The following is a 14,923-nucleotide window of genomic DNA, read 5'->3' as shown; positions in this document are numbered from 1 at the left end:
GAAATTATCACGGCTCATCGCGTTTTTTGGGATCGGTCAAAAATAAATCCAAATCGTCGTCATGACGCACACCCCGGGTAATCCCGGGTTCAAGCCGCATCCAGCTCGCGATACCGACGGAAAATCCCTTCGCCAAATGGAAGACGGCGTCCGCTTGCAAAATACGCCTGCAATTCGGGCAGCGCAGTCACGCGTTCGTGCAGCGCAAACACATTGGGATAATCCGCCGCCACCGTGGCCATGCGTTTGGGAAAGGCGTACAACAGCCCGTCGACCAGGTGATACAAGGACAGGTCGACATATGTCCATTTGCCGCCTCCCGCCAGCCAGGCATCCGTCCCGTCCAGCAGCCGCTCGAAGTATCCCAAAAACTTCGGAATACGCTCTTCGCGAAAGACCCGGGCGCGACGAGCAGCCTCTTCCTTCTGGTCTTCGTAATAATCGCTGGCGGAAATGGGGTGATGGGTGTCGTGCGCTTCGGCCACCATGTCGGCGATCGTGAGTTGCAGCTGATTTACCCACAATCGTCCTTCGAGCGATTCAGGGGCAAGGCCATGTTTCTCGCCAAGGAAAAGCAGGATGTTGGCCGTCTGCCCCAGCGTCATTTTTCCGGCCACCAGATAAGGCGGGGCAAACGGCGGATGCTTGCGGGCGGATCGCATGTCCTCGATCAACGTGCCTTCGTCGGCGCCTGGATCACGCGCCCGCTCCCGATAAGGAATGCCGCCCGCTTCCAGCGCCAGGCGCACGAATTCTCCCCGTCCGGGAATGCCATCCCAATACCAAAGGTCGTAAGTCATACGGTCTCCTTTCAGTTGGCGCAGCCGAATCTGCAGTCTGCAGCCGCAGTCGGCTGTTAGCAAGACGCATGCCGCAGACGCGAAAAAACGCGGCGATAAAAAAACGCGCAGACGGCGGGCCTGCGCGCTTTTTCATGCTGGGGTCGTGTATTTACCCCTGCGCCGCGTCTTCAAGAATCAATTCGGCGCCGCGTTCGGCCACCATCATGACAGCGGCCTGCGTGTTGCCGGAAACCATTCTCGGCATGACCGACGCATCCACCACGCGCAGGCCCGTCAGCCCATTGACCCGCAAACGCACGTCGGTGACGGCCGCCGCATCCGTCCCCATGCGGCAGGTGCCGATGGGATGATAGATGGTCTGACCGTTGCGCCGGGCGAAATCCAGCCAGTCGTCGTCGGTGTCCACATCGGGCCCCGGGCTGATTTCCGCTTGCACATAGCGCTGCATGGCGGGCCGGCCCACGATGCGCCGGGCCACCTGCATGCCGCCCACCAGGCTATCGCGGTCGACCTGCGCGGACAGGAAGTTGGGCCGGATGGCAGGTCCGGCCATGGGATCGGCCGACTTGATGTGAATGGACCCGACCGACTCGGGACGCAATTGGGCCACGCCGATGGTCATGCCGGGGTGGCGATCCAGAATGCGTTCGGCTGCGTTGGCGTAACTGGCGTGCACAAAGAAAAACTGCACGTCCGGCGTGGGCAGGCCGGGACGGCTTTTCACGAAGCCGTGCACCAACCCCGTGCCGAGCGTCAGGATGCCTTTGCGGCTCAGGTAATAGCGCGCCACCTGCTGCGCCAGCCGCCAGCCGCGCGACATCTCGTTCAAGGTCACCGTGTTCTTGACGCGCCAGTTCATGCGCGTGGCGAAGTGGTCGATGTAGTTTTCGCCCACCGACGGTTGCGCGTGCACGAGGTCGATGCCATGCGCCTTCAACAGGGCCGGATTGCCCACGCCGGACAATTCCAGCAATTGCGGCGACTGCACCGCACCCATGCAAAGCAACGTTTCGCGGCGCGCACGCACCGTGTGTTCTTGCCCGTTCTTGCGATAGGCCACGCCGACGCAGCGCTTTCCTTCGAATACCAGCCTCGTGACATGGGCACCGCATTCGACACTGAGATTGCGCCGGCCGGCCGCCGGTTTCAGGTAGCCGTCCACGACGCTCCAGCGCCGGCCGCGGTGCTGGAGCACCTGGTAATAGCCCACGCCTTCCTGATCGCCGCTGTTGTAATCCGGATTGAACGGCTGACCGTCTTCGCGCGCGGCCTGCAGGAAGGCATCCGACACGGGGAAGCGTTCGGCGACCTCTTCGAGGTGCATCGGCCCATCCTTGCCGCGGTGCTCGCCCCCCGGCGCGTAGTTCTCGATCTTGCGGTAGATGCGCTCGGCCACGTCGCGGCCCCAACCTGCCGCGCCGGCCGCCACCCAGCCGTCGTAATCCTGGGGCTGGCCGCGCACGTAGATCATGCCGTTGATGAGCGTCGATCCGCCCAAGCCCTTGCCGCGCGGCACGGCGATGACCCGGCCGTGGACGTTGTCCTCGGGCTCGGTCGCAAAGCGCCAGTTGTATTGCGGATCGACCAGCAGCTTGGAAAAGCCCGCTGGAATCGGAATCCACATGCTGCGCGCCTCGTGGCCGGCTTCCAGCAGCAGTACGCGATACCTGCCATCCGCACTGAGGCGGTTGGCCAGGATGCAGCCGGCCGTTCCGCCGCCCGCGATGATGAAATCGTAGTCGCCCATCTTTTTCCACCGGGTTCCAGAGATGCGCCGCGCGCCTAGCGCGCGGCCGTCACGCCCAGCGTTTCCACCATCAGTTCGATCTGGCAGGCCAGCATCGGCGCGCCGTAATGGACCTTGCAGCCGCGCGCCTGCGCCGCGACGAGCAACGCGGTGTCCTTGGGCTGCATGATGACCTCGCAGACCAGTTGATCCGGCGTCAGGCGGCTGGCGTCCAGCGGGAGCGGATCGCCTTCCTTCATGCCCAATGACGTGCCGTTGACGACCAGGTCGTGGCCGGACGGATCGGCATTGCCCACTGAGATCTGCGCGTCCGGATGCAGCGACAGGATGCGGGCCTTGAGGTCCTCGGCCTTGGCCGGCGTGCGGTTGGCGATGGTCAGGCGCGACACGCCAGCCTGCACGAGTGCAAAGCCGATCGCGTTGGCCGCGCCGCCCGCGCCGGCCAGATAGACGCTCTTGCCTTCCGGCGAGACGCCGCAACTGCGCAGACCGCGGACAAAACCTTCGCCGTCCAGCATATGCGCCACCAGACGCCCATCGGCCTCGCGCCGCAGGACGTTGGCCGCGCCGATCTTGCGCGCGACAGGCGTGGCTTCGTCGGCCAATTCCAGGATGGCCGTCTTGTGGGGCACCGTGACGATCACGCCTCCCAGGTTTTCCAGCCGGCGCAGGCCTTCAACCACGGCAGCAAGGTTGTCCGGCCGCGCGTGAAACGGCACGCAAACCCCGTCATAGCCGATCTTGGCGAAATGCTCGTTCATGCGCTGCGGCGTCTTCACATGGTGAATGGGGTCGGCCAGGATGCCGAACAAGCGTGTGTTGCCGCTGATTTCGTTCATGAATGTCTCCGGATCAAAGCTTGATGAATTCCCGCGCGACGCCGGCAATGCCTTCGGCGTCGAGCTTGTAATGGGCGTACAGGGTGGTCGGCGGCGCAATGAGGCTGTATTCGTCATAGATGCCATGACGGCGCAGCCGGGTACCGGTGCCTGCGTCGGCCAGCACCTCGGCGACCGCCGATCCGAGGCCGCCCAGCACATTGTGCTCTTCGACCGTCATCATCAGCCGGGATTGGCCCGCAGCCTTCAGGATGGCGTCGCGGTCCAGCGGCTTGATCGTGGGCATGTCGATCACGCCTACCGACAGGCCCTCTTCGCGCAACTGCCGGGCGGCGGCCAGCGCGCCGTGCAGCGTGATGCCGCACGCGATCAGCGTCAGGTCGCTACCAACATCGTGGACAATCGCACGGCCAAACTGGAACGGCGTGCCGTCTTCATAGACCTGCGGATCGCGTCCGCGTCCGATACGGAAGTAGATGGGCTCGGGCCAGTCCGCGGACGCCTTGATGGCGGACGCAAGTTGCGGCCCGTCGGCAGGCGACACCACTGTCAGTCCCGCGAGCGCGCGCATGGTGGAGATATCTTCGGTGGCGTGGTGGGAGGTGCCATAGAAGCCCAGGCTGATTCCGGTGTGATGGCCTATCAGGCGCACCGGCAGCCGGGTGTAGGCGACGTCCATCCGGATCTGCTCGCAGCACAACAGGCCGAGGAACGAGGCAAAGGTGGCGACGAACGGCATCATGCCGGTCGTCGCAAGCCCGGCCGCCGCCGACACCATGTTCTGCTCGGAGATGCCGAACTGCACATAGCGATCGGGGTAGGCCTGGGCGAAACGGTTCAAGCCGTTCGAGTACTGCAGGTCGGCCGACCCGGCCACGACCGGATGCCCCGCCTTCGCCAGCTCGATCAGCGCATCAGAGAGATAGGACAGCCCGGGGTTCACCGCATTGAGGGCGCGGTATTGCCAGGAATCGGGGGAGAGGACTTGTGCCTGTGCCATTCAGATCTCGCGGGAGAGGATTTCTTCGACAGCGCTTTGCGCATCTTGAGGAGCCAGGTAGCCCAGGTGCCAACCCGGTTCGGTTTCCATGTAGGTCACGCCCTTGCCCTTGACGGTGCGGGCGATCACGCAGGCCGGCCGGGCGCGCGAGTCGTCGTCGCGCAGACGGCGCAGCAACGCCGTCAGGTCGGCAAGATTGTGGCCGTCGACCTCGTGGACCTCCCAGCCGAACGCCTGCCATTTCTCCTTCAGCGATTCCACGCCCATGACGTCGTCGACCTTGCCGTCGAGCTGATAGCCGTTGCGATCGACGATGGCGATCAGACGGGACAAGCGATTGTGCGCCGCGAAGAGCGCGGCTTCCCAGACCTGCCCTTCCTGCATTTCGCCATCGCCGAGCATCACGAACACGTTGAAGTCGCGTGCGTTCATGCGCCCGCCCACCGCCATGCCCACGCCGTTGGACAAGGCGTGGCCGATGGAACCGGAGCTGAAGTCCACGCCGGGCACCTTGCTCATGTCGGGGTGATCGCCCAGGGGACTGCCCAGCCGCGTGTAGCCGTCGAGCAGCTCACGGTCGATGAAGCCCAGATCGGCCAGTATCGGGAACAAGCCCACCGCGGCGTGGCCCTTGCCCATGAGGAAACGATCGCGATCCGGCCATTGCGGCTCGCCATGCCGCAGGCGCATCACATCGTAGTAGAGCGCCGCGAATATCTCGGCGCACGAGAACACGGAGCTGTAATGACCGACCTTGGCAATTTCAATGAGGCGGATCGTCTCAAGCCTGATATGGCGGGCCTTTGCCCGCAGCATCGCGATTTCCCCCGCGGTAGGGGTCCCCTGCTCCTTGCGCATCGCGCCTCCTCGTGTTGTATGGATATATGATATATAATATACCCATTGCGCTCGAATTGGCTACGCCGGGCTAGAATCGCTCCTGGGTTCGTCCCGCATCCCCTATACAGCAAGCCAGAAACGCCATGCCCAGCCTCAAACCGGTCAAAAAAGAGAACCTTTCCGTCAGGGTCTACAACGAAATCCGCAATGCCCTGATCAACGGGCAGTACGAACCTGGCGAACGCCTGATCATTGGCGAACTGGCACAGGAAATGGGCGTGTCCATCACGCCGGTCCGCGAAGCCATCTTCCGGCTCATCAGCGAGCAAGGCCTGGAAATGCAGGCGGCCACCGCGGTGTATGTTCCGTACGTCAACTCGGAAAAGCTGCGCGAGATCCAGCAGATCCGCTTTCACCTGGAAGGCATGGGCGCCGCCGAAGCCGCGCAGCACATCACGCGCAAGCAGCTCGACAACCTGATCGCGCTGCAGCGCGATTTCATCTCGTGCACCTCCACCGATCCCAAACGCGCCAGCTACCTGAACCGCAGGTTCCACTTCGCCATCCTGGAAGCCAGCAACAAGCCCATCCTGCGCAACACGGTCGAGTCGTTCTGGGTCATCACCGGCCCCATCCTCAAGGTGTTTCACGTCAAGACGGCGGGGCTGGATTACTCGCAGAACGAACACCGCCACGAGGCCGTGATCGAGGCCCTTGAGGCGCGCGATTCGGAAGCGGCGCGGGAAGCGATTCAGGCCGACCTGGTATGGGGCGGAAAGATCATGATCGACTGGCTGGTCGAACGGGAAAAAGAACTGGACTACCGCCCCCCCGGGGCCCGCAAATAGGAAGACGCCATGCTGAAGATTTTTGGAGCGCCCAGCCGCTACATCCAGGGATCGGGCGCCCTGGAAACGTTGGGACAATATGCGGCGCTGTTCGGAAGACGCGCCGCGCTCGTCATCGACAGCTACGTCCATGGCGTGCTGGGTCCAAGAATCGAGGCGGTGTGCGCCGGGCACGGCGTGACGCTTGTGCCGCTGATCGTGGAGGGCGACCTGACGCCCGAGGTCATTGACGGCTTGCGCGCGCAGGCCGCGCCCGCGGGCATCGACATGGTCATTGCGGTGGGCGGCGGCAAGTCGCTGGATGCGGGCAAGGCCGTCGCCAAATCGTCGCACTGCCACCTGATCACCGTGCCCACGGTGGCATCCAACGACGCGCCCACCAGCAAGAACTACGTGCTTTACGACGCTCATCACAATCTCCTGGCCGTCGAGCACATGCTGTTCAATCCCACCATCGTGCTGGTCGACACCGCCATCATCGCGACCGCGCCGGTGCATTTCTTTCGCGCCGGACTGGGCGATGCGATTTCCAAGAAGTTCGAAGCCGAGCAATGCCAGCGCAATGGCGGCAAGAACATGTATGACGCGGCGCCGCTGCTCACGGCCCAGCTCATTGCGGACGGCTGCCTGCGCACGCTGATGGCGGACGGCGCTGACGCCGTGGCCGTGGCGGGAACCGGCCAGCCCACGCCCGCGTTCGAGCGCGTGGTGGAAGCGATGATCCTCATGAGCGGTCTCGGTTTCGAAAGCGGCGGCCTGTCCATTGCCCACGCCCTGACGCGCGGGCTGCCTAAGATCAACGGCATCGCGACGGCGCTGCATGGCCTGCAGGTCGCGGTGGGCCTGCTGGTGCAGCTGGACCTGGAAAGCCGCGGCGATGGGATGTTGGCCGATCTGCAACAGTGGTACGCCCAGGTCGGCCTGCCGACCACGCTGCGCGAACTCGGCGCGCCCGGCCAGCCGACCGACGCGGAACTGACGTTGGCCGCGGACCTCAGCCTGAAAGCCAGGCATGCCGCCAACTTCGATCGCACGCTGGATGTGAGCACGCTGGCTGAGGCCTTGCGGCGCCACGCCTGATCCGGCTTAGCGCAAAAAAGCGGGCGGCGCTGACCGCCCGCCCGCGCCGCTTGCCCGGTCAGAACGCGACGTTGTCCTTTCCTTTCAACCCCAGCTTGGCCCGCGCCTCGTCCGGCGTGGCGACCTCGAGGTTCAAGGCTTCGAGAATGCCGCGGATGCGTTCGACCTGAACGCGGTTGGATTCGGCCAGCTGACCCGGCCCGATCCACAGCGAATCCTCCAGCCCCACCCGCACGTTCGAGCCCATGGCCGCGCCGATGGTCGCCAACGGCATCTGGTTGCGTCCGGCACCCAGGATCGACCACTCGTAGTCGTTGCCAAACAGGCGGTCCGCCGTGCGCTTCATGTGCATCAGGTCTTCCGGATGCGGACCGATTCCGCCCAGAATGCCGAACACGGACTGGATGAAGGGCGGCGACTTGACCAGACCGCGGTCCACGAAATGGGCCAGGTTGTAGAGATGGCTGATGTCATAGCACTCGAATTCGAACCGCGTGCCGTTGGCATTGCCCAGCGTCAGGATGGATTCGATGTCCTGGTACGTGTTGCGAAAGATCAGCGAGCGGCTGTTTTCCAGATGCTCGCGCTCCCAGTCGTGCTTGAACTCCGAGAAGCGGTCCAGCATGGGAAAGAGGCCGAAGTTCATGGAACCCATGTTCAACGACGCCAGCTCCGGCTGGAACGTGGTGGCGGGCCGCATGCGCTCTTCCACCGTCATGTGCGGGCTGCCGCCCGTGGTGATGTTGATGATGGCGTCGGTCTCGCGCTTGATGCGTTCCAGGAAGGGCTTGAACAGCGCCGGATCCTGGGAAGGCTTGCCGGTCTGGGGATCGCGCGCATGCAGGTGCAGCACTGCAGCGCCGGCCTTGGCGGCGCCAATGGCGGCCTCGGCGATCTCGTCGGCCGTGACCGGCAGATGCGGCGACATGCTGGGCGTGTGGATGGCGCCCGTCACGGCGCAGGTGATGACGACCTTCGATTTGGGCTTAGCCATTGTTGTCTCCGTTGCATTGTTTGTGACGCATGAGGCGCATCAACTTTTCGTCACGCCAGAAGCGGCGTGCGGCAAGATCCTCTTCGGGCAGCAAGGCGCGCCGCTCGTCGGACAGTGAGTCGACCAGCGCGCCTTCCCAGGCCACGCAGTCGCCTTGCGTGGCGCCGATGGATTGGTACAGGCCGCCGTAACGCCGGCAGTAATCCGCGATGCCGCCCGGCGCATTCAGATCGATGGTTTCAAAGGGGCCCATGAAGGACCAGCGCAGGCCAAGTCCGTCCTTGACCGTGGTGTCGATGTCTTGCGCGCTGGCGATGCCCTGGCTTGCAAGACGGAAGGCCTCTTGCAGCAACGCGCCCTGCAGGCGGTTCAGGATGAAGCCTTCGATTTCGCGCCGCACGAGCACGGGCTTCTGGCCGATGCCCGTCATGATTTCGCGCGCACCCGCCAGCGCTTCAGGACTGGTCCACGGCGCCGGACACAGTTCGACCACAGGGATCAGATATGGCGGATTGACGGGATGAGCGACGAGGCACCGGCGCCTGCCGGCAAGATGCTCGGTGAGCTGGCTTGCCGGGATGCTGGACGTGGAACTGCCGATGATGGCGTGCGGTTCGGCCAAAGCATCCAGTTCGGAAAAGAGCGCACGCTTGATCTCCACGTTTTCCGGTGAGTTCTCCTGGACGTAGCTGGCGCCGGCCAGGGCTTCCTGCAGGCTGGAAGACACCTGCACACGATCGACGATGGCGTCGGCGTCGTCCAGCAAGCCCTGCGCTTGCAGCACGCGCAGCTGCTGCAGGATCAGGGTGCGCGCCTCGGCGAGCATGGCGGCATTGACGTCGTGAAGCCGCACTTCCCAGCCCATGCGCGCAAAGACAATGGCCCACCCCTGCCCGATCAATCCCGTTCCAATGATGGCGGCGCGCCGCACGGCGTTTTCCGTGCCCATCAGTAGAGCTTCTGCGTGAAGCCGTCCACCACGATGGCCTGCCCGGTGACGCTGCGGGCGGCCTCGCTGGCGTTGAACAGGACCATGTTGGCGATATCGCGCGCGGTGACCATGCGGCCAAGCACGGCCTGGTTTTCGTATTGGGCCGCGATCTCTTGAACCGGCCGGCCCAGTGTGCCGGCCTTGGCGGCGATCACCGCGCGAATGCGGGGACCTTCGACCGCGCCGGGCAGAATGGCGTTGACGCGGATGTTATGGGGACCCAGTTCGATGGCGAGCGACTTGGTGAAACCGATCACCGCCCACTTGGATGCCGAATACACCGACCGGCCGGCGAACCCAAGATGCCCCGCCGCCGACGACAGATTGATCATCACGCCCGCCTTCGATTCCTTGAGCAGCGCAATGGCCTGGCGCGCGCACAGGAACTGGCCCGTGATGTTGACGGCAAGGGTGCGATCCCAGTCCGCTTTGGAAAGCGTTTCCACAAAGCCCGTGGGACCGGCGACGCCGGCGTTGTTGATCAGGATGTCCAGACCGCCCAGCGTCTGGCGGACCGCCGCGAAGAGCTGCTCGACGCTGGCCTCGTCAGACACATCGGCATGCGCCACGTGCACGCCGGGCAATTCGGTGGGCAAGGCTGCCAGCCGCGCTTCATTGACGTCGCACACGAACACGGTGGCGCCGGCATGATGAAAGACCTTGGCCATTTCCAGACCCAGTCCATCGGCGCCGGCCGTGATAAGCACTTTCTTGCCGTTGAAATCGACTTCATCGAACATGCTCTTGTCTCCTCGGATCGTTCTTATGAGCGCGAATCATCATATACGATATATGATAAAACCGGCTATGCTGTGATCCGCCAAGCGGCCCTAACCTCGTACAAAAGGCGTGGTCCGCCAGACGGAATCAAGTGTGATTTTTTCTTGTATATCGGCCGCTAAGGCTTTATTCATGCGGTTTCAGGGAATTCCCTGATTCGGCATGCAGCGACCGCCACTAGAATCCAAGGCGAGGGTTTCACGCCCCGCCGGCACATATATCATATATAGCAAAAGACGGACGGACCTCAGAATCCAGTCCGCATCCCATACCGACAAAGGAGCGTAGACAGTGTTCAAGTTCAACAAAATTGTTTTGGCGCTGGGTGTGTGCGGCGCGCTGGCAAGCGGCACCGCAGCGGCCGACATGAAGGTAGGCGCCCTGTTCCCGTTCAGTGGCGCGCTTGCGCTGCTTGGACAGGAAAGCTATCGCGGACTGGAACTGGCCGTGAACGAGATCAACGCCGCGGGGGGAGTGAACGGCGAAAAGATCGAAATCATCAAGGCCGACGCCGTGGATCCCACGCAGGCCGTGTCGGAAACCAAGCGTCTGATCTCGGCCAACGTGGTCGGCGTCTTCGGCAGCTACGCGTCGGGCATTTCGTACGCCGCCTCGCCCGTGACCGAGCTGGCCGGCGTGCCCTACTTCGAGTTGGGCGCCACCGCGCACAAGATCACCACGCGCGGCTACAAGTACCTGTTCCGCAGCAATCCCAACACCGCGCTGTACGGCGTGTCGGTCGTGAATGCGCTGCACGAGACCATCGCGCCCGGGATGGGCCTGAACCCCAAGGACATCAAGATTGGCATCATCCACGAAGACGGCCCGTATGGGACCGACGTGGCGGCCACCGAAAAGAAGCGCGCGCAGGAACTTGGCTACAACGTCGTCGAAGTTCTGCCCTACTCGGCCAAGACCGTTGACCTGTCTTCGCTGATCTTGCGCCTGAAGGGCGCCAAGGCCGACGTCGTGCTGCAGACGGCCTACCAGAACGACGCCATCCTGTTCTTCAGCCAGGCGCGCGCGGCGGGCTTCAAGCCCAAGGTCGTGATCGGCGCGGGCGGCGGCTATTCGCTTGCCGACACCGCCAAGGCTGTCGGCGCCGACATGAACGGCGTGTTCGACCTGGACTTCCCGCAAGCGTCCATCAACCCGGCCGGCGCGCCGGGGCTGGACAAGTTCCTGAAGGCCTACAAGGACACGTACAAGAGCGATCCGCAATCCGGCCACAGCCTGACCAACTACGTCGGCGCCAAGGCGTTCTTTGAAGCGATCGGCAACGCCAAGTCCACGGACAAGGACAAGATCCGCGCCGCGGTGCTGGCCTACAAGAAGCCCGCGGGCCAGACGGCCAATGGCTGGGGATTCGACTTCGGCGAAGACGGACAGAACAACGCGTCCACCTTCTACGTGATGCAGTGGCAGGACGGCAAGCTCGTCACCATCGGTCCTGACAACCTCGCTCTCGGCAAGCCCATCTTCAAGAAATAAAGCGCGATGCCAGCGGCCGGACGCGGGGGGCTTGCAGCCCCGGCGCGCGTCCGGCATTACCCGGGGTTCGAGCGCCCCGTCCCTGGAAGCTGCGGGACGGGGACGGGGCGCCTCCCGCACTTAGAGGTTGCACAATGGAATTATTCATTCAACTGGTCATCAATGGCCTGTTGCTGGGCGGCGCATACACGATCATCAGCCTGGGGCTGACACTCATCTTCGGCGTCGTGCGCGTCGTGAACTTCGCGCACGGCGAGTTCCTGATGATCGGCATGTACATGGTCTATCTGATCGCGGCGCAGTTCGGCATCCACCCCTACGCCGGCCTGATTCCTGTCGCCGTGATCCTGTTCGCGCTGGGCGCGCTGACGCAGAAGGGCATCATCCAGCCGTTGCTGCACGCCGACCAGCACATCCAGATCTTCGCCACGGTGGGGGTATCCACCATCCTGCTGAACCTGGCGCTCGTGATTTTCGGGGCCAACGTGTACCGCGCGCCGGTGGAGTTGGGCACCAACGCCATCGACGTCGGCCCGTTCTCGATGGTCACCGGCCAGCTCGTCACCTTCGTCATCGGCCTGACCCTGGCCGTGCTGCTGCACCTGTTCATGCACCGCACCTATCTTGGCCGCGCGCTGCGCGCCGTGGCGCAGCACCGCTATGCCGCCACGCTGATGGGCGTGAACGTCAACAACGTGTACGCCATCGCCTTTGGCCTGGGCACCGCATTCGTGGGCATCGCCGCGGGTCTGCTTGCGCCGCAGTATCCGGTGTTCCCGACGGTGGGCACGTACTTCGTGCTGACCGCGTTTGTCATCGTGGTGCTGGGCGGCCTGGGCAGCCTGTACGGCGCGGTCGCCGGCTCCATGATCATCGGCATCGTCGACACGCTGGCGGGTTTCTACATCGCGCCCGACCTGAAGGAGGTCGTCTATTTCGGGATCTTCCTCTTGATCCTTGTCCTGAAGCCTAACGGTCTGTTCGGCATCGGCACAGAGTGACCAGAACAACAAGGAGCAAGACGTGTTTCCCGACTTTCGACATCCCAAAGCCTACGTCAGCCTCATTCTGCTGATCACGATGTTCCTCGTGCCCGTCGTCATGGGCACGCCTTTCTGGACCAACCTTTTTGTCCTGCTGTTCGTGTTTTCCGCGCTGTCGGTCGCCTGGAACATCGTGGGCGGCTATGCCGGCCAGTTGTCCCTTGGCCACGCAGTGTTCTACGGCATCGGCGGCTACACGGCCACCCTGCTGACGCAGAACTTCGGCATCTCGCCGTGGATAGGCATGTTTGCGGGCGCGGCCATTTCCGCCGCCGTCGCCATCCTGATCAGCTATCCCACGCTGCGCCTGCGGGGTCCCTTCTTCGCGCTGGCGACCATCGCCATCCTGGAAGTCGTGCGCCTCCTGGTCATCCACGAGGAAAGCTGGACGGGCGGTTCCAGCGGCATCAGCCTGCCCTTGAACATCGGCTGGGCCTGGATCGTGTTCCGCGAGAAGATCAACTACGTCATCATCGCGTTCGGCCTGTTCGTGCTGGTGACCTGGGTCTCGTGGTACATCCGCAAGTCACGCATCGGGCATTACCTGATCGCGATCCGCGAACGCGAGGATGCGGCGCTGGCGGTGGGCATCCACACCGTGCGCGTGAAGATCATCGCCGCCGTTGCGTCGGCCGTGCTGACCAGCATCATCGGCACTTTCCACATCACGTATCTGACCTTCGTCGACCCCAGCTCCGCGTTCTCGCTCGAGCTGTCCATCCAGGTCGCGATGTTTGCGCTGATCGGCGGACTGGGCACCGTGTCCGGCCCCATCGCGGGCACCTTCCTGGTGCTGCCCATCGCGGAACTGGCGCGCGGCTGGCTCAGCAGCGTGGGCAACGGCATGCACGGGTTGATCTACGGCCTGATCCTGGTGGCAGTGGTGCTGACGATTCCGCGCGGTCTGGCCGGCGCGTTCGGGCCCTTCATCGAGCGCATGCTGGCGCGCCTGCCGTACCTGGGCACGCCCCCGGCCAAGCGCAAGCTCGCCGACGAGATCCGCATCCGCAACGCCACGCGCAGCGAGCAGCCCGTGCTGAAAGCGGAGGGCCTGTTCAAGAGCTTTGGCGGCCTGCGCGCCACCAACGACGTGTCGCTGACGCTCAACCAGCACGAGATCCTGGGCATGATCGGTCCCAACGGCGCCGGCAAGACCACGGTGTTCAACCTGCTGTCGGGCTTTCTGTCGCCGGACAAGGGCGACATCACGATGCGCGACCAGCATGGCAACTGGGTCAGCTGCAAGACGCCCGACGCCTTTGCACACAAGGGCTTGGGCCGCACGTTCCAGATCGCCAAACCGTTCACGGGTTTGACGGTGCTGGAGAACATCATGCTGGGCGCCTTCATTCACACGTCCGACCGCGACGAAGCCGAGCAGATCGCGCTGAAGGTGGCCGAGCAGACCGACCTGGTGAAGTACTTGAACACCGAGGCGCGCAGCCTCACGGTGGGCGGCATGAAGCGGCTGGAGGTGGCGCGGGCGCTGGCGATCAAGCCGCGCATCCTGCTGCTGGATGAAGTGATGGCGGGCCTGAATCCCACGGACATCGAGAAATCGATCCAGATGATCCGGCGCATCCGCGATTCCGGCGTCTCGGTGCTGCTGATCGAACACATGATGCAGGCGACGATGGCGCTGTCCGACCGCATCATCGTCCTGAACGAAGGCGGCGTGCTGGTCAGCGGCGCCCCGAAGGACGTGGTCGAGAATCCGGCCGTCATCGAAGCCTATCTGGGCAAGGAGTATCAGGATGCTTAAGGTGTCGAATCTGACGTCGGGCTATGGCAAGAGCCAGGTGCTCAACGGCCTGAATTTCGAGGTGCACGCGGGCGAGATCGTCACGCTGATTGGCGCCAATGGCGCGGGCAAGACCACCACGCTCAAGACGCTGTGCGGGGTGATCGCCGCCACGCAGGGCAAGGTGGAATTCGAAGGCCGGGATCTGACCAACCTCCAGCCCTACGACATCGTGGATGCCGGCATCACGATGATTCCCGAAGGCCGCCAGCTCTTTCCCCATTTCACGGTGCGCGACAACCTGCTGATGGGCTCGTACAAGCGGGCGGCCCGCCCGATCGTCGAGCGCAAGCTGGAGGAGGTGCTGCGCATCTTCCCGCGCGTGAAGGAACGACTGAGCCAGTACGCCGGATCGCTGTCGGGCGGCGAACAGCAGATGGTCGCCATCGCGCGCGGCATGATGGCCGATCCGAAACTGCTGGTGTTCGACGAGCCGTCGCTGGGCCTGTCGCCGCTACTGGTGCAGCAGATGTTCGACATCATCCGCGATGTCACCTCGCATGGCGTCACGGTGCTGCTGGTGGAGCAGAACGTGTTTCGCACGCTGCGCCTGGCCGATCGCGGCTACGTGCTTGAGAACGGCGCGATCGTGCGCACGGGCACCGGCGCCGAGCTGCTCAGCGATCCCCACGTCAAGAAGGCCTATCTAGGCCACTGAAATCCAAG

General features: G+C 63.7%; 14 protein-coding genes. 6 read left to right on the top strand and 8 right to left on the bottom strand.

Going from position 1 to position 14,923, the window contains the following annotated elements; translation table 11 throughout:
* Positions 1-89: 89 nt before the first annotated feature.
* From ASD87_RS22950 to ASD87_RS22930, 5 genes are all read right to left on the bottom strand, one after another.
* The gene (locus ASD87_RS22950; RefSeq protein ID WP_056326928.1) at positions 90-800 is read right to left on the bottom strand and encodes a glutathione S-transferase; all 711 of its coding nucleotides are present in this window, start codon (positions 798-800) and stop codon (positions 90-92) included.
* A gap of 151 nt (positions 801-951) precedes the next feature.
* On the bottom strand, positions 952-2,550 hold the full coding sequence (locus ASD87_RS22945) for a GMC family oxidoreductase (RefSeq protein ID WP_056326926.1): 1,599 nt from the start codon (positions 2,548-2,550) through the stop codon (positions 952-954).
* 35 nt (positions 2,551-2,585) lie between these two features.
* Positions 2,586-3,389, bottom strand: coding sequence for a shikimate dehydrogenase (locus ASD87_RS22940; RefSeq protein WP_056326924.1), 804 nt, complete (start codon positions 3,387-3,389; stop codon positions 2,586-2,588).
* A 13-nt stretch (positions 3,390-3,402) separates the two neighbouring features.
* Positions 3,403-4,389 (bottom strand): transketolase family protein, encoded by a 987-nt coding sequence (locus ASD87_RS22935; RefSeq protein WP_056326922.1) that lies wholly within the window; start codon positions 4,387-4,389, stop codon positions 3,403-3,405.
* Entirely contained in the window at positions 4,390-5,205 is an 816-nt protein-coding gene (locus ASD87_RS22930) for a transketolase (protein ID WP_156403491.1), read from the bottom strand.
* 167 nt (positions 5,206-5,372) lie between these two features.
* Here ASD87_RS22930 and ASD87_RS22925 point away from each other — a divergent pair, with 167 nt between their 5' ends.
* On the top strand, positions 5,373-6,077 hold the full coding sequence (locus ASD87_RS22925; RefSeq protein ID WP_056326919.1) for a GntR family transcriptional regulator: 705 nt from the start codon (positions 5,373-5,375) through the stop codon (positions 6,075-6,077).
* 9 nt (positions 6,078-6,086) lie between these two features.
* Entirely contained in the window at positions 6,087-7,157 is a 1,071-nt protein-coding gene (locus tag ASD87_RS22920) for a glycerol dehydrogenase (RefSeq protein ID WP_056326917.1), read from the top strand.
* Positions 7,158-7,215: 58 nt separating this feature from the next.
* Here ASD87_RS22920 and ASD87_RS22915 read toward each other — a convergent pair whose 3' ends face one another.
* The 3 genes from ASD87_RS22915 to ASD87_RS22905 are packed head-to-tail and all read right to left on the bottom strand — an operon-like array spanning position 7,216 to position 9,882.
* Positions 7,216-8,151, bottom strand: coding sequence for a 3-keto-5-aminohexanoate cleavage protein (locus ASD87_RS22915; RefSeq protein ID WP_056326915.1), 936 nt, complete (start codon positions 8,149-8,151; stop codon positions 7,216-7,218).
* Positions 8,144-9,100 (bottom strand): 3-hydroxyacyl-CoA dehydrogenase, encoded by a 957-nt coding sequence (locus ASD87_RS22910; protein ID WP_056326913.1) that lies wholly within the window; start codon positions 9,098-9,100, stop codon positions 8,144-8,146. The genes ASD87_RS22915 and ASD87_RS22910 overlap by 8 nt, the downstream gene beginning before the upstream one ends.
* Complete coding sequence (locus ASD87_RS22905; protein WP_056326912.1) at positions 9,100-9,882, bottom strand: SDR family oxidoreductase; 783 nt, start codon at positions 9,880-9,882, stop codon at positions 9,100-9,102. The genes ASD87_RS22910 and ASD87_RS22905 overlap by 1 nt, the downstream gene beginning before the upstream one ends.
* Positions 9,883-10,213: 331 nt before the next feature.
* Between ASD87_RS22905 and ASD87_RS22900 the strand changes: the two genes are divergently transcribed.
* The 4 genes from ASD87_RS22900 (at position 10,214) to ASD87_RS22885 (ending at position 14,915) form a co-directional block, all read left to right on the top strand.
* On the top strand, positions 10,214-11,413 hold the full coding sequence (locus ASD87_RS22900) for an ABC transporter substrate-binding protein (RefSeq protein WP_056326909.1): 1,200 nt from the start codon (positions 10,214-10,216) through the stop codon (positions 11,411-11,413).
* A gap of 134 nt (positions 11,414-11,547) precedes the next feature.
* Positions 11,548-12,414 carry a branched-chain amino acid ABC transporter permease gene (locus tag ASD87_RS22895; protein ID WP_056326907.1) on the top strand — a complete coding sequence of 289 codons (867 nt, stop codon included), beginning with the start codon at positions 11,548-11,550 and terminating at the stop codon, positions 12,412-12,414.
* Between the two features lie 22 nt (positions 12,415-12,436).
* A complete protein-coding gene (locus ASD87_RS22890) occupies positions 12,437-14,218 on the top strand; it encodes an ATP-binding cassette domain-containing protein (protein WP_056326905.1) in 1,782 nt (593 codons plus the stop codon).
* Entirely contained in the window at positions 14,211-14,915 is a 705-nt protein-coding gene (locus ASD87_RS22885; protein ID WP_056326904.1) for an ABC transporter ATP-binding protein, read from the top strand. Before ASD87_RS22890 ends, ASD87_RS22885 begins: the two co-directional genes overlap by 8 nt.
* The last annotated feature ends 8 nt before the right edge of the window (positions 14,916-14,923 follow it).

The sequence above is a fragment of the Achromobacter sp. Root170 genome (assembly GCF_001428165.1).
GTDB classification, from domain to species: domain Bacteria; phylum Pseudomonadota; class Gammaproteobacteria; order Burkholderiales; family Burkholderiaceae_B; genus Achromobacter; species Achromobacter mucicolens.
Note: the sequence above shows the minus strand (reverse complement) of the source record. Positions and strands in the feature narration are given on the sequence as shown.

Coding starts and splice junctions, on each gene's coding strand:
- ASD87_RS22910 (WP_056326913.1), bottom strand. CDS start 9,100: ATGGGCACGGAAAACGCCGTGCGGCGCGCCGCCATCATTGGAACGGGA.
- ASD87_RS22920 (WP_056326917.1), top strand. CDS start 6,087: ATGCTGAAGATTTTTGGAGCGCCCAGCCGCTACATCCAGGGATCGGGC.
- ASD87_RS22945 (WP_056326926.1), bottom strand. CDS start 2,550: ATGGGCGACTACGATTTCATCATCGCGGGCGGCGGAACGGCCGGCTGC.
- ASD87_RS22940 (WP_056326924.1), bottom strand. CDS start 3,389: ATGAACGAAATCAGCGGCAACACACGCTTGTTCGGCATCCTGGCCGAC.
- ASD87_RS22925 (WP_056326919.1), top strand. CDS start 5,373: ATGCCCAGCCTCAAACCGGTCAAAAAAGAGAACCTTTCCGTCAGGGTC.
- ASD87_RS22895 (WP_056326907.1), top strand. CDS start 11,548: ATGGAATTATTCATTCAACTGGTCATCAATGGCCTGTTGCTGGGCGGC.
- ASD87_RS22885 (WP_056326904.1), top strand. CDS start 14,211: ATGCTTAAGGTGTCGAATCTGACGTCGGGCTATGGCAAGAGCCAGGTG.
- ASD87_RS22935 (WP_056326922.1), bottom strand. CDS start 4,389: ATGGCACAGGCACAAGTCCTCTCCCCCGATTCCTGGCAATACCGCGCC.
- ASD87_RS22950 (WP_056326928.1), bottom strand. CDS start 800: ATGACTTACGACCTTTGGTATTGGGATGGCATTCCCGGACGGGGAGAA.
- ASD87_RS22905 (WP_056326912.1), bottom strand. CDS start 9,882: ATGTTCGATGAAGTCGATTTCAACGGCAAGAAAGTGCTTATCACGGCC.
- ASD87_RS22915 (WP_056326915.1), bottom strand. CDS start 8,151: ATGGCTAAGCCCAAATCGAAGGTCGTCATCACCTGCGCCGTGACGGGC.
- ASD87_RS22930 (WP_156403491.1), bottom strand. CDS start 5,205: ATGCTGCGGGCAAAGGCCCGCCATATCAGGCTTGAGACGATCCGCCTC.